Genomic DNA, 14,089 nt, shown 5'->3' with positions numbered 1-14,089 from the left:
TTTTTGCTTGACAATTTAATCATTTTGATGATATTTGTTTTTTAATTTTTTATTTAATATTATTTTTATCTCTTAAGAATCTTTTTAAAAATAATGCTAAAAAATAAGGAAAAGTATAGAAATAATCATTAAATCCAATATTTTTGTTAGCAAACTTGATTCCGTAATGAATATCTGAATATTTCTGGTCTTTAATTAATTTATTAAGTGATGTTGTAGCTTGATCATTTGCTTTTACTTCGACAGGAATAAGAGAGTTTCTATCTCGTATCATGAAATCCATCTCAATGGTACTTTTTTCATTTTTATAAAAATAAAGCTTATATCCCTGTTTAACAAGAATTTCTGATATGATATTTTCATATATTGCCCCTTTATAGGTATTAAAGTTTTTATTGTAACGAAGATCTTCTTGAACTTCTTCATCGAGGGATCCAATCAATAATCCTGTATCGCCAAAGTATAATTTATAATTGTCGGGATTGTAGTTTCCTTTTAATGGCAGTTCTGGAAGTCCCATGCAATAACAAACATTTACGATACCCGCATTGGATAGCCAATCTACAACTCCTACATAATCTCTATTTCTAGCATTTTTCTTTATCTTAGAGATTTTAAATTTTTTGTTGTCACTACCTAAAAATATAGGGATTTTTCTGTATATATCTAGGATTCTTCCTTTGTTTAGGCCGCCTGCATATTTAGTAATATCTTCTTCATAATCTAATAATAATTGTTTTTGTAATTGAAGCGTCCCACTATAATTTTTTTGGGTCACAAAAGTAAAAACAACTTTTGGCATGCCGCCTAATACCATGTATTCTCTAAAATTATCTAGAAGAATATTATATTCTAATGTTGATAATGGTTGAATATTCAGCATTTTTTTATAGAAACTTTCAATCTGCTCATCTTTATAACCTTTTGCCCATAAATATTCTTCAAAATCTAAGGAATACATTTCATAGTCTTGTTTATATCCAACACTGTTTGATTCTATTTCTTGATAATTAATTCCCATCAGTGAACCAGAACAAATAACATCATATCGTCCATCTATTTGAAAAGATTTTAAGCTTGTCGCACAGTTGATGCAGTCTTGTATTTCGTCAAAGAAAAACAATGTTTCGTTTTCGATGAATTGAAATTCAGGATTAATAAGAGAAATATTTCTTATTATCGTATCTACATCAAAACCATCATCAAATATAGTTTTATATTGTTTTTGAAGAACAAAATTGATTTCAATAATTGATTTATAATGATTTTTAGCAAAATGTTCTATAGCTTCAGTTTTACCTATTTGCCTAGCACCTTTTATGATTAAAGGATATCTATTATCTGTTTTTTTCCAATTTTCTAGAATCTTATCAACTTTACGTCTTAATCGCTCCATATTATCACCTCTTGTTTGTTACAAATTTATCTTATCACAAAATTCCAAAAGATTATAGTTTTATTAAACACATTTTTCTTTATGTTTAAAGTGTTATTTTCACATTTTTCTATAATTTTATAGATTATTCTACACATTTTTCCAATTTTTAATATTTTAGTCAAGAAATGTATTTATATAAATATTGAAATTTAAAACAATAGAGGGATAATGGTTATCCCTCTATTCTATTAGATATAATTTTTCTTGATAAAGCATTTTTTCATTATTGCTGTAACTACCAGTTAGAACATGTTTACCATTTATATAGTCACCATTAAATCTAAATGATAAATCTCTATCTTTGTCAAAGCCAATTAAAGTTGCATTAATGGTACTTAGTGGTGTTCCTTTAGGACGAGTGATTTTTTCTAAAACTTTTAAAACGTTTAAAAAATTATTATCTGGATTATCAATATCTGTCCATTTATCAAGGTTAATAGGTAAACACATTTGATCATCAATGATTATTAGTTCTTCAGGTGTTAATTTGTAAATAGATTTGCACTGGTAAAAGACATCTAATATTTTTTGTTTTGATTTAGTTTTAAAAATTATTTTAGCATTTTCAATGTTATTAAGAGAATATTCTTTCATAATTAAATTAACTCCTTTTAATATTAATTAATAATTGATATGATAATTATATCATTTATTGTTAGTTTTTTAAATTGAAAGAAGGATTAGATTATGAAGGAGTATCATTTGATTGAACCGATATATGATAAAGATTCAAAAATACTAATTTTAGGGTCTTTTCCATCGGTTAAATCACGCGAAGCTAACTTTTTTTATCATCATCCCCAAAATCGTTTTTGGCGCGTTTTAGCAGCTGTTTATCAAGATACTGTACCTGAGGAAATTGCTGATAAAAAGGCTTTTTTAAAACGCCATCAAATTGCTTTATGGGATGTTATAGCTAGCTGTAATATTAAAGGCTCTAGTGATAGCAGTATTAGTGATGTTGAGGTTAATGATTTGAATATGATTATCACTAATAGTTCAGTTAAACATATTTATACTAATGGTAATTTAGCTGATAAGTTATATCACCGTTATTTTGATACGATTATTGATTTGCCGGTAACTAAATTACCATCAACTTCACCAGCTAATGCTGCGTATTCGTTAGATAAGTTATTAATATACTGGCGTGTAATAAATGAATAAGTTTGACTTTATTTTAGCAAATAGCTATGATATTGGAAGGTGATGTTATGACAGAGGGGAATATTGCAACAGCGTTATTAAAATTTTCAATTCCGATGATTTTAGGAAATTTATTACAGCAGTTATATAATGTTGTTGATACTTTTATTGTGGGACATTATATTGGAACTGATGCCTTAGCAGCAGTTGGTTCTTCGTTTACGTTAATGACGTTTTTAACTTCGATGATTTTAGGTTTATGTATGGGTAGTGGCGTCTTGTTTTCGATGTTTTATGGTGCTAAAGAGCATGATAAAATGAAAGTTTCTTTTTTTGTCTCATTTGTAGGAATTGCAATATTTTCAATTATCCTGCAAATAATATGTTTACTGCTGATAAATCAAATCTTAGTATTTATGAATATACCAGGTGATATATATAAAGCTACGTATGATTATTTATTTATTATTTTTATGGGAATCATCTTTACGTTTTTATATAATTATTTTGCTTCTTTACTTAGAGCACTTGGTAATTCTAAAACTCCATTAGTGTTTTTAGCTATAGCAGCGATTATTAATATAGTTTTAGATATCTTTTTTATCACTAGTCTTAATTTAAATGTCGCTGGAGCAGCACTTGCAACAACTATTGCTCAAGCCTTTAGCGGGATTGGAATAATGATTTATTGTGTGATAGTTAAAAAAGAATTGTTGCCAGAAAAGAAACATCGTCATTTTGATAGAGCGATATTTAAAAAGATTAAAGATTATTCATTATTAACTTGTGTCCAGCAATCAGTTATGAATTTTGGGATCTTATTGATTCAAGGATTAGTTAATAGTTTTGGATTAGTTACGATGGCTGCTTTTGTAGCGGCAGTTAAAATTGATTCGTTTGCTTATATGCCGGTTCAAGATTTTGGTAATGCTTTTTCAACTTATATTGCCCAAAATAAAGGTGCTAATTTAGAAGGAAGAATAAAAGCTGGTTTGAAAGTAGCTATTACAATATCAACAATTTTTTGTTTAATTATTTCAGCTATTGTCTTTATATTTGCAGATAAATTAATGTTGATCTTTATAGAACCATCAAAAATAGAGATAATTCGTCAAGGAGCTCAATATTTACAAATTGAAGGAATATGCTATGTAGGAATTGGATGTTTATTTTTATTATACGGTTACTACCGTGGGGTTGGAAAACCAGGTATTTCTGTAGTTTTAACAATCATTTCTTTAGGAACAAGGGTTGTTCTTGCTTACGCGTTTGCTCCATTTTTTGGAACTCTAGCTATCTGGTGGGCAATACCGATAGGATGGTTTTTAGCTGATGCAACTGGTATAATATTTGGTATTAAAAAAGAAAAATGGTTAAGTAATAAATTTAAGGAGGCATGACATGAATTTTCAAGATTTACAAACATATATTGATAAACGACAAGCATTAAATCAAGCACTAACACTATTTTCCTGGGATCAAGAAACTGAAGCACCAGAAAAATCAATGGCGCTAACAGCTAAATCCGTTGGATTATTATCAGGAGAATTGTTTAAAACAATTACTGATCCTAAAGTAAAAGAAATTTTATTAGAATTAGAAAAACAAGAGCTTACTATATCACAAAAAGCAATTGTAAAAAAATGGCTAAAAGATATACGTGACTTAGAAAAAATTCCGGCTCAAAAATATCAAGAGCATCAAGAACGTCTAATGATCGCTCAAAGAGTCTGGCAAAAAGCTAAGTTAGAAAACAATTATCAGTTATTTATGCCATATTTAAAAGAAATTGTTGCAACCGAAAAAGAATTTGCTCAATATCGAAAAACTAATGAAGCTTGTTTATATGATGTTGTATTAGAAGATTATGAACCTGGTTTCCATGTAGAACAATTAGATGAATTTTTTAATCAGTTAAAAGAACACATCGTTTCATTATTAAAAGAAATCCAAGCTTCACCAATAAAAATTGATAAAGAATATAATTATAAACATTATAGCTTAAATAAACAAAAAGAATTCAACCGCTGGTTAGCTGGTTATGTTGGTTTTGACTTTAAAAAAGGTGTTATTAAAGAAAGTGAACACCCATTTACTACTGAATTCCATAATCACGATGTTCGAATTACTACTCATTATTACAAAAACAATTTAGAAAGTGCTTTATTTTCAACAATTCATGAAAGTGGTCATGCTATCTATGAAATGAATATCGATGATGATATTACCATGACTCCAGTAGGATCAGGAGCTTCAATGGGAATGCACGAGTCACAATCACGTTTTTATGAAAATATTATTGGTCGCAGTGAAGAATTTTGGAAACCAGTTTATCCACGTTTACAAACATTTTTTGCTGATAACTTGGAAGAAGTTTCATTAGAACAATTCGTTCAAGGAATTAATAAAGTTGAAGCTAGTTTAATTAGAACAGAAGCAGACGAACTTACATATCCATTGCATATTATGATTCGTTACGAATTAGAAAAGAAAATGTTTGCAGGAGAAGTTGACTTTGAAAAGCTGCCACAATTATGGAATCAGCTTTACCAAGAATATTTAGGAATCACCCCACAAAACGATAGCGAAGGAATATTACAAGATATTCACTGGGCTGGGGGTTCATTTGGATATTTCCCAAGTTATGCTTTAGGTAGTGCTATTGCTGCTCAAATCTATGCTCATATGCAAAAAACAACAGCTGTTGCTGATTGGGTTGAATCTGGAGATTTTCAAGTATTAAAAAAATATCTACAAGAATATATTCACCAATATGGGGCTATTTATCAAACTAATGAATTATTAGAAAAACTAACCGGTGAAAAATTCAATCCTAAATATTACATCGAATACTTAACAAACAAATTTACAAAACTCTATCATCTTCGATAGAGTTTTCTTTCCTATATTTAAAAAACATTATTTTTTGATGTTATTATCAAATCAACTTATTTTACCTTATTAAACCATATTTTTTTACATTATGTTATTTTACATATAAAAACTATTTATAACTATAAATAATCATATCCAAAAATTAAAAAAATTCAATTCTATAAAAACAAGACAACTAGCCAATTTACAAAAATAAAATAATAAAAAAATCACAAATAACAAAAAGATTAACTATTAAATATTTTTCTGTAAATCATAAAAATATTTGATTCTATCAATATTTTCTAGATTTGACGTAAAATTTAGAAGTATTATAATTAATGTTATAAGAATATATACAATAATTGTTAATGTTGTATAACATTCTTAATGCAGGAAGGAGAGGGGTCTTGTGAAAACATATACTAAACCAGTAGTAAATTTTAACAAAGCTGGTAATACTAAAGATGTTAAAACACTGGAAAATATAGATACTAAAACTCTATTTCGAATCAATCCTAATTATTTACTTCGCCAGGTAGCTGATGATTACGTAATAATTCCGATTGATGACGAATTAGAACTTAGCAATGCAATCATGACTCCAAATCGTAGTGCTGTTTTTATCTGGAATGAGTTTTTAGATGCTAATACGATTGAAAATGTTGTAAAAAAAGCATTATCAAAATACGATGTTTCAGAAGAAACAATTAGAAGGGATGTTAGAAGATTCGTTTTTGAATCTCTTAACAAAAAGATTATTGAGGAGGTAAATTAATATGTTAGAAAAATGGGAAACACCAAGAGTAACAATTCAAGAATTTGAACCAAACGAATATGTAGCCGCATGTTGGGGAGTCGCTTGTGATGTTGACTGGTCTAATGAGTATGAACGGTGGCATGGAGATTATAACAATGGCGTAACGCATAGCTGGGATCACTGTGGTAATTCTTCTAATCAGGTTATTTTTGATGATAATAATGATAAAGTTGGAGATAGGATGATTGAAACAGGTACTGATGGATTAGGTGATTTAGTATGTACTATTTATACTGACAAGACTTATCATAATGTTAGGGATGTTTCAAGTGTTAATATTGGTGATACAATTTTTTGGACTACAACAGCAAGCGATGGTAGAATTTGGAACCATAAAGGTACTGTTTTTGCAACTGCAGATGGTCACCCAAACCGTTCTTAATATTAATAAGCTAAAAACCGAGCAATCGGTTTTTATTTGTATAGGAGAAAAATATGGATTTTTTAGATGGGGAAAATACAGTTGAAAAGATGTTAATAAAACATGGAGTTAAAGATAAAAGGCCGGTTAGTGGTACTTTGGAGTTAACACCGTTATGTAATATGAACTGTGATATGTGTTATGTTCATTTAAGCAATGAAGAGATGAATAAACAGGGGAAAATATTGGATATTGATAAGTGGCTTGATTTAGTGGATCAGTTGGAAAAAGCTAGGGTCTTATTTATTATGTTAACTGGTGGTGAACCGTTGTTATTTCCAGATTTTAAAGAATTATATTTAAAACTTAAAAGAATGGGAATGGTAATAACAGTTAATACTAATGGAACATTGATTGATGAAAAGTGGGCAGCTTTTTTTGGTGAAAATAAACCACGGCGTATTAATATTACTTTATATGGTAATGATGAAAAAACTTATCGTGATTTGTGTCATTATCCAGGTGGTTTTGAAAAGACAGTTCGAGCAATTAAATTATTAAAAGATCATGGCGTAAAGGTAAAGATGAATGGTAGTGTTACTAAAGCTAATTTTGATCAGATTGATGATATGTATCGGATTGCCCAGGAACTAGATGTTCCTTTACATATGGATACTTATATGTTACCAGGATTAAAGGATCGTTTTAAAGCGTTTGAAGAACAATCTCGTTTAAGTCCTGAAGATGTAGCTCAAGCAAGAATTAAAGTGTTAAAAAATGAACTAGGTGATGAGGTGTTTTTAAATTACGTTGATTCAATGTTGATGAAAGTCAAGCAGCAATATAATTATGGTTGTGGTATTGAGTGTCAAGCTGGTAATTCTTCATTTATGATTAACTGGCAGGGATTAATGAAACCTTGTGTTAGTTTGTTTACACCAGCAGTAGACGTTTTTAAAACTGGTTTTGAAAATGCCTGGAAACAGATCGTAACTGAAAGTAAAGAATTAAAAATAAATGAAAAATGTGCTCAATGTAAATTAAGACCACTTTGTAATACGTGTGTAGCGACAGCTAATTGGGAAACGGGTAGTTTTACAGAAATTCCTGAATATTGCTGTAAAGAGGCTAAGGAAATATTAAGGCTGTTGTTATTGGAAAAGAATAATAATCAATAAAAACGAAATCATCAGGTTTCGTTTTTGTTTCATTAGCGAGTATTTTTAGATATAATGGAACTGAAAGGGTGAGATGATGGAATCGATGATTGAGTTTGTTCATCGTAGAATTGAAAAAAATAATTACAACATCGCTGTTGATTTTACGATGGGTAATGGTTATGATACGTTATTTTTAAGTGGTTTAGCTAATAAAGTATATAGTTTTGATATTCAAGAGCAGGCTTTAGTTAATACTAAAGAAAGATTAAAGGATGTTAATAATGTTGAGCTTATCTTAGATAGTCATGAACGTGTAGATAAGTATGTTGATAGTATTGATGTTGGTATTTTTAATTTTGGTTATTTACCTAATGGTGATCATAGTATTACTACTAAAGCTGATAGTAGTTTACAAGCAATAAAAAAAGGAATTGAGTTATTAAATCCAGGGTGTATATTGTATTTGGTTGTTTATGTTGGTCATGATGAGGGGAAAAGGGAAAGTGTGATTATTGATGAATATGTTTCGAAACTGGATTTTAAGTTGTTTAATGTTGGAATGTTTAAAATGATTAATAAGGAGCTAGCTCCTTATGTAATAATGATTGAAAAAAGAAAATAGATTCTAGTTTAAGAATCTATTTCTTGAGTAGATGGTGTTTCATCTACTTTTTTATTTGTTTTGATGTTATTGATGATATAACCTAAACAAAAGATAATTACGGCTGTTGCTAGATAGTCAAGAGTATTATTAACATAATACATAATACAATCATACCATTGTGTAGTAAAAGAAATTGACCCAGCAGCATGTAATGATAATAAATAAGTAGTTATATCATAGAAATTTAATACAAAAGCAATTAGCATAATTGCAGCTATAATATAGATAAATATAACTAATTTGCTAAGTGGCTGTTTATTTTTTGATGTCATTTAGGCCTCTCCTTTCATAGCTCTTAACTATAATTCATCATTGTGGGATAATTGTGGGATAAATGTTGTTTTATGAATTAAAGTTCATTTTTTTGTGCAAATATAGTGGAATATTTATGTAATAATTAGAAAATAATTGGCAATCGATTAAGTGGAATATATTTGTTTTTTTTAACATATTGATTAGATGTAGCGTTGTTTTGAAAGAGTCATTATTTGATGTTATTTTAGTAAAAAAGGATGTCATTATTAATGAAATTACTTAGTAACAATGTTATAATATAAGTAACAAAGGAGGAATGCAACATGGTAAAAAGAATTAATGTTACCGTAACTGATCCAGTTGGTCTTTATGCTACTCCAGCAACAGAATTAGTTGATAATATGAAGGTGTTTAAAAGTGATATTAAACTAGTCTACGCTTCAAAAACAGTCAACATGAAATCATTGATGGGAGTTTTATCATTAGGAATACCAACCATGGCTAAAATTGAAATAATTGCTGATGGTGAAGATGCCGAAGCAGCAATTGATCAAGCAATGAAAAAGATGAAAGAGTTAGGTATTTGCGATTAACAGTGATTGAATAAAAGGGACTTTTGTCCCTTTTATTTTGCCTATTTATCGATAATATGATATAGTAAAGACGAATTTGAAAAAAAGGGGTCAGATACATGGAAAATTTTCTTAAGTTAGTATTTGCTTTTGTGATTGGGTTTATTTTAGTAGTAATAGCCATGCCAAAAGTAATACCATTTTTACATAAGATGAAATTTGGACAGGTAGAACGTGAAGAAGGTTTAGAATCTCATAAAGTAAAAAACGGGACACCAACAATGGGTGGTATTGTTTTTGTCTTAGCAGCAATAATCGCAGCTGTAATCGTTAATATTGGTGATTTATTTAATCCAGAAATTATTTTAGCGACAATTGTTTTAGTTGGTTATAGTTTAATTGGATTTGTAGATGATGCTTTAATTATCATTAAACATAGTAATAAAGGGTTACCACCATTAGCTAAATTATTAGCACAGATTGCTCTTGCAATTATTTGTTATTTCTTTGCAATGAATTTTATCCCTGGATTTACTTCAGTAGTAACAATACCAATTGTTAAAGTGGATATTGATTTTGGTATTTTATATCCTGCATTAATTCTATTAATGTTTGCTGGTACTAGTAACGGTGTTAATTTATCAGATGGACTTGATGGTCTAGCAACAGGGCTTTCAATGGTTGCAATTGCACCATTTATCATTTTTGCAACAATGACTAAAGATTATGCTCTTGCAAGTTATGCAACAGCAATGGTAGGGGCGTTACTTGGATTTATGATGTTTAATTATCATCCAGCTAAAATCTTTATGGGCGATGTTGGTTCACTTGGTTTAGGTGGTTTTCTTGCTATTCTAGCAATTTTAACTAAACAAGAATTATTGCTTATTTTAGTTGGTGGTGTATTTATAATGGAAACTGTTTCAGTTATCATTCAAGTTGTTTCTTTTAAAACAAGAGGAAAACGAGTTTTCAAAATGGCACCAATTCATCATCATTTTGAAATGTTAGGATGGTCTGAACAACAGGTAACAATTTCATTTTGGTTTATTGGTTTTATTTGCGGAATTTTATCAATTGTAATCGGGGTGTTATAAAATGTTAACTGGTAAAAAAGTATTAGTAATTGGTTTAGCTCGTAGTGGTAAAGCGGCAATTAGATTATTACATCATTTAAATGCAACTATTACTGTAAATGAAGCTAAGGAGGCTAATGATATTCCTGAATATCAACAATATGTAGATATGGGAATTGAAATGGTTACTGGTAGTCATCCAGATGAATTGTTTGAACGTGATTTTGATTTTGTAATTAAAAATCCCGGTATCAATTACCATAAGCCTTTTATCTTACGTTTAAAACAACGTCAGATTCCAGTTTATACAGAAATTGAATTAGCTTTTCAGGTAGCTAAAAAACAACATTATATTGGAGTAACTGGTACTAATGGTAAAACAACAACAGTTACACTAATTGATAAAATATTAAAAGGTAAATATCCAAATGTTCATTTGGCTGGCAATGTTGGTTATCCTTTATGTGATATTGTTATGGATAATAATTTGCTGGAAGAAGAAAATCACTATGTGGTTATTGAAATGAGTAATTTCCAATTATTGGACATTGATACTTTTAAACCACATCTTTCAACGATCATTAATCTAACACCTGATCACTTAGATTATATGGCATCACTTGATGAATACTATGCTTCAAAAACAAATATTTATAAAAATACTGATCAAGATGATTATTTTATTGTTAATAAAGACGATAAGACAGTATTAGAATATTTAGATCGTTATCAAGTGCCTTGTCAAAAAATAACTATTTCATTGATTGATGAAGCTGATTGTATGATTAAAGATAACGCTATTTATTATCAAAATGAATTTATTATTGATATTGCTGATATTAAAGTAGTTGGTAAACATAATTTACAAAATATTATGGTTGCCATTTGTATGGCTAAGTTATCAAATGTAGATACTAAAATTATTAATCAGGAAATTTCATCATTTATTGGTGTTGAACATCGAATTGAATTTGTTCGAGAAATTAATGGTGTTAAAGTCTACAATGATTCTAAGGCAACTAATACTGATGCTAGTATTATTGCATTAAAGGCTTTTGATAAACCAGTTATTTTACTAATGGGTGGTTTTGAAAAAGGACTAGATTTACAAGAAATGGCTAGCTATGGTAATAAAATTAAACGTTTAGTTACTTTTGGAGCAGCTGGAAAACGATTTAAAGAAGAAATGCATATTGAAAATAGTATTTATGTTGAAAATCTTGAGGCAGCAACACTTGAAGCATTAAATCATGCTGAAAATGGCGATATTATCCTATTGTCACCATCAACAAGCAGTTTTGATGAGTTTTCAGGTTATGAACAGCGAGGAAAAGTGTTTAAAGAAATTGTAAACAATTATAAATAATAAAGTCATCAATTGATATATACTTTGTCAAGTAGACACGGTAAAATTATATGTTAGTCATCACGTTATCATAACGTTGATGACTTTTTTAGTTATATAATGGCTAATAATTTAATTAAAAAATTATTCGAAAATTAAAAGAAAAAACCTCTTTTGTAAATGTATATAAATAACAAAGGAGGTTTTTTATGAAAGAAACTGGTAAGAAGATTTATGATTTTAAAAGTGATGTTCTTTTTAAATATTCTTTGGCTGATGATAAAGATTATGATTGCCGTTATTTGTTAAAACTGTTTATTGAAGGTATTTTAAACATTCAATGTCAGGATATCAAAGTTTTGAATCCGGATTTAAGTCGTAATCATGTTGAAGATAAAGATATGATCTTAGATATTAGAGTAACTGTTGCATCGGGTAAGCAGATTGATATTGAAATGCAGAACTCATCTTTTTCTGTTAGACAACGTCATCGTTTTCAACTCTACGGAGCTAAAATGCTTACATATCAGGAAAAAAAGGGTAATAAATATCAATTTATTAATCCAGTCTATCAGATTATATTTATTAATGATATAGATAGTGATAATCTACAGCTTTATGATACATATCAAAGTAGAAATAAAGAAGGTAAATTAGAAAAGAATAATCTGATGAGTCGAGTATATGTTCAAGTACCATATATCAATGTCATAAAGCAGTATAAAAAACTAGATGAATTCAGTGAATTAGAACTGGCAATCTATATATTTGCAAACGGGATAACAGATGATATAATGAAGCTGAAAGAAGCGAAGGTGATTGGAATAATGAAAGACAAGATGGAAAGATTTAATCAGGATGATGAACTAAGATTAGCGGCATATAATCGGGAACTGAATATTTATGCTCATGAGATGGAACTTGAAGAAAGCTATCAAAAAGGGGTGGAAAAAGGCGAAAAGGATGGAATGAAGAAAGGAATCAAAGAGGGAATCGAAAAAGGTAAAAAAGAAGAAAAGGAACAATTAACCTTGCAATTATTTAAATCTAGATACCCAGATGAAGATAGTAGTTTTCTAAATAACTTAGAAAGTGAAAACTATGATATGGTCTTTAAAATGTTATTGGAAAATCAATCACTTGAAACAATCAAGAAAGCAATTAAAAAATAATAGATAGAAGCTGCTGATTTAGCAGCTTTTCATTTTTTCAAGTTATTTACTGTTGAAAATAAAGGACAGATACTTGAAAATAATAATATACAAAAGGAGGAAGCCTATGAAAGTCACGATGAAAGATATCGCTAAAAAATTAAATGTTTCAATTAATGCTGTATCAATTGCATTAAACGATAAACCAGGCGTAAGTGATGAAATGAGACTATTGATTTTAAAGACGGCTGATGAAATGGGTTATATTAATGAAAAAAGAAAATATCTATCAGTGTTTTCTAAATCAAATATTGCGATTATGATGCAAAGCTATTATGCCGATACCGGTCATTTTTATTCAATTGTTTTACGTTCGATCGTTGAAGAGGCTAAGAGTTTAGGTTATTTTTCAATTATGAATTATTTTGATGATTCTAATATGGAATTGCCTGAATGTATCGTTGTTCGAAAAGTAGCCGGTATTGTCATTGTTGGTAAAATATCGGATATGAATTTAAATCAATTAAAACAAACTGGAATTCCGATTGTTTTAGTCGATTTTACGTCATTATATGATAGTTGTGATTGTGTTTTGACTCATAATAAACAAGGTGGCTATATGATTAGTGATTATGTAATTCAAAAAGGTTATCGAAAGATTGGTTTTTTTGGTGATTTGAATTATTCATTAAGTTTTCAAGATCGTTTCATTGGTTATAAAGAAGCATTGATTAATCATCAAATTATTAATGATTATTTTGATGATGAATATATTAAAAAATATTCTTTTTTAGAAAATATTGAAAAATATATTATCAATAATCAAATTGATGAGGTAGTAAAAATATTAAAATCTAAGGAATTGCCCGATGTTTTAATATGTGCTAATGATTCTAATGCCTTTGCGGTTATTAAGGCTTTGGTTCAAATGGGGTTGCGTGTTCCTATCGATATTGGAGTTACTGGTTTTGATTATACCCCGCTTTGTGAAAAGTTTATTCCCCCGCTTACAACGGTTCAGGTCCAAAAAGAAGGTATGGGTAAAGAAGCGGTCGCTAGATTAGTAGATCGAATTCAAAGAAAGGATTATCCTAAAAAAACAGAGTTATTAAGTGTTAAGATCATTGAACGAGCTTCTGTAAAATAGAAGCAGTTTTCAAGTAATTGAGCGTTGAAATTCAAGCTATATGAATAAATAATAATAATTGTAGTAAGCGTTTTCAATGT

General features: G+C 29.0%; 15 protein-coding genes. 12 read left to right on the top strand and 3 right to left on the bottom strand.

Going from position 1 to position 14,089, the window contains the following annotated elements:
- Positions 1–49: 49 nt before the first annotated feature.
- Entirely contained in the window at positions 50–1,396 is a 1,347-nt protein-coding gene (locus ABGT36_RS10225; RefSeq protein ID WP_346677840.1) for an ATP-binding protein, read from the bottom strand.
- Positions 1,397–1,618: 222 nt separating this feature from the next.
- Complete coding sequence (locus tag ABGT36_RS10220) at positions 1,619–2,032, bottom strand: hypothetical protein (protein ID WP_346677839.1); 414 nt, start codon at positions 2,030–2,032, stop codon at positions 1,619–1,621.
- 93 nt (positions 2,033–2,125) lie between these two features.
- On the opposite strand from ABGT36_RS10220, the gene ABGT36_RS10215 reads away from it, so the two are divergent.
- From ABGT36_RS10215 to ABGT36_RS10185, 7 genes are all read left to right on the top strand, one after another.
- Positions 2,126–2,605, top strand: a complete 480-nt coding sequence (locus tag ABGT36_RS10215; RefSeq protein ID WP_346677837.1) for a DNA-deoxyinosine glycosylase — start codon at positions 2,126–2,128, stop codon at positions 2,603–2,605.
- A gap of 47 nt (positions 2,606–2,652) precedes the next feature.
- Positions 2,653–3,984, top strand: coding sequence for an MATE family efflux transporter (locus ABGT36_RS10210; RefSeq protein WP_087370822.1), 1,332 nt, complete (start codon positions 2,653–2,655; stop codon positions 3,982–3,984).
- 1 nt (position 3,985) lies between these two features.
- Complete coding sequence (locus ABGT36_RS10205; protein WP_346677835.1) at positions 3,986–5,476, top strand: carboxypeptidase M32; 1,491 nt, start codon at positions 3,986–3,988, stop codon at positions 5,474–5,476.
- A gap of 394 nt (positions 5,477–5,870) precedes the next feature.
- Positions 5,871–6,236: a PqqD family protein gene (locus ABGT36_RS10200; RefSeq protein ID WP_346677834.1), complete on the top strand. Its 366-nt coding sequence runs from the start codon at positions 5,871–5,873 to the stop codon at positions 6,234–6,236.
- Position 6,237: 1 nt separating this feature from the next.
- Complete coding sequence (locus tag ABGT36_RS10195) at positions 6,238–6,660, top strand: hypothetical protein (protein ID WP_346677833.1); 423 nt, start codon at positions 6,238–6,240, stop codon at positions 6,658–6,660.
- 53 nt (positions 6,661–6,713) lie between these two features.
- A complete protein-coding gene (locus tag ABGT36_RS10190; protein WP_346677831.1) occupies positions 6,714–7,817 on the top strand; it encodes a radical SAM/SPASM domain-containing protein in 1,104 nt (367 codons plus the stop codon).
- 76 nt (positions 7,818–7,893) lie between these two features.
- Complete coding sequence (locus ABGT36_RS10185) at positions 7,894–8,421, top strand: class I SAM-dependent methyltransferase (protein ID WP_346677829.1); 528 nt, start codon at positions 7,894–7,896, stop codon at positions 8,419–8,421.
- Positions 8,422–8,429: 8 nt separating this feature from the next.
- Here ABGT36_RS10185 and ABGT36_RS10180 read toward each other — a convergent pair whose 3' ends face one another.
- Positions 8,430–8,735, bottom strand: a complete 306-nt coding sequence (locus tag ABGT36_RS10180; RefSeq protein WP_087299423.1) for a hypothetical protein — start codon at positions 8,733–8,735, stop codon at positions 8,430–8,432.
- A 306-nt stretch (positions 8,736–9,041) separates the two neighbouring features.
- Here ABGT36_RS10180 and ABGT36_RS10175 point away from each other — a divergent pair, with 306 nt between their 5' ends.
- From ABGT36_RS10175 to ABGT36_RS10155, 5 genes are all read left to right on the top strand, one after another.
- Positions 9,042–9,311: an HPr family phosphocarrier protein gene (locus ABGT36_RS10175; RefSeq protein WP_087299425.1), complete on the top strand. Its 270-nt coding sequence runs from the start codon at positions 9,042–9,044 to the stop codon at positions 9,309–9,311.
- Between the two features lie 98 nt (positions 9,312–9,409).
- A complete protein-coding gene (mraY, locus tag ABGT36_RS10170) occupies positions 9,410–10,387 on the top strand; it encodes a phospho-N-acetylmuramoyl-pentapeptide-transferase (RefSeq protein ID WP_087370838.1) in 978 nt (325 codons plus the stop codon).
- Between the two features lies 1 nt (position 10,388).
- Positions 10,389–11,732, top strand: coding sequence for a UDP-N-acetylmuramoyl-L-alanine--D-glutamate ligase (gene murD, locus ABGT36_RS10165; protein WP_300079704.1), 1,344 nt, complete (start codon positions 10,389–10,391; stop codon positions 11,730–11,732).
- A 188-nt stretch (positions 11,733–11,920) separates the two neighbouring features.
- Positions 11,921–12,883: a PD-(D/E)XK nuclease family transposase gene (locus ABGT36_RS10160; protein ID WP_346677827.1), complete on the top strand. Its 963-nt coding sequence runs from the start codon at positions 11,921–11,923 to the stop codon at positions 12,881–12,883.
- Between the two features lie 106 nt (positions 12,884–12,989).
- Positions 12,990–14,009: a LacI family DNA-binding transcriptional regulator gene (locus ABGT36_RS10155; RefSeq protein WP_346677825.1), complete on the top strand. Its 1,020-nt coding sequence runs from the start codon at positions 12,990–12,992 to the stop codon at positions 14,007–14,009.
- Positions 14,010–14,089: the final 80 nt, after the last annotated feature.

Source organism: Erysipelatoclostridium sp. An173 (assembly GCF_963931465.1).
Lineage (GTDB): Bacteria > Bacillota_I > Bacilli_A > Erysipelotrichales > Coprobacillaceae > Thomasclavelia > Thomasclavelia merdavium.
The sequence above is the reverse complement of the archived record's forward strand: the minus strand, read 5'-3'. Positions and strand labels throughout refer to the sequence as shown.

Bases quoted from the DNA above. Each gene is read 5' to 3' on its own strand.
- ABGT36_RS10225 (WP_346677840.1), bottom strand. From the start codon at position 1,396: ATGGAGCGATTAAGACGTAAAGTTGATAAGATTCTAGAAAATTGGAAA.
- ABGT36_RS10220 (WP_346677839.1), bottom strand. From the start codon at position 2,032: ATGAAAGAATATTCTCTTAATAACATTGAAAATGCTAAAATAATTTTT.
- ABGT36_RS10215 (WP_346677837.1), top strand. From the start codon at position 2,126: ATGAAGGAGTATCATTTGATTGAACCGATATATGATAAAGATTCAAAA.
- ABGT36_RS10210 (WP_087370822.1), top strand. From the start codon at position 2,653: ATGACAGAGGGGAATATTGCAACAGCGTTATTAAAATTTTCAATTCCG.
- ABGT36_RS10205 (WP_346677835.1), top strand. From the start codon at position 3,986: ATGAATTTTCAAGATTTACAAACATATATTGATAAACGACAAGCATTA.
- ABGT36_RS10195 (WP_346677833.1), top strand. From the start codon at position 6,238: ATGTTAGAAAAATGGGAAACACCAAGAGTAACAATTCAAGAATTTGAA.
- ABGT36_RS10190 (WP_346677831.1), top strand. From the start codon at position 6,714: ATGGATTTTTTAGATGGGGAAAATACAGTTGAAAAGATGTTAATAAAA.
- ABGT36_RS10185 (WP_346677829.1), top strand. From the start codon at position 7,894: ATGGAATCGATGATTGAGTTTGTTCATCGTAGAATTGAAAAAAATAAT.
- ABGT36_RS10180 (WP_087299423.1), bottom strand. From the start codon at position 8,735: ATGACATCAAAAAATAAACAGCCACTTAGCAAATTAGTTATATTTATC.
- ABGT36_RS10175 (WP_087299425.1), top strand. From the start codon at position 9,042: ATGGTAAAAAGAATTAATGTTACCGTAACTGATCCAGTTGGTCTTTAT.
- mraY (WP_087370838.1), top strand. From the start codon at position 9,410: ATGGAAAATTTTCTTAAGTTAGTATTTGCTTTTGTGATTGGGTTTATT.
- murD (WP_300079704.1), top strand. From the start codon at position 10,389: ATGTTAACTGGTAAAAAAGTATTAGTAATTGGTTTAGCTCGTAGTGGT.
- ABGT36_RS10160 (WP_346677827.1), top strand. From the start codon at position 11,921: ATGAAAGAAACTGGTAAGAAGATTTATGATTTTAAAAGTGATGTTCTT.
- ABGT36_RS10155 (WP_346677825.1), top strand. From the start codon at position 12,990: ATGAAAGTCACGATGAAAGATATCGCTAAAAAATTAAATGTTTCAATT.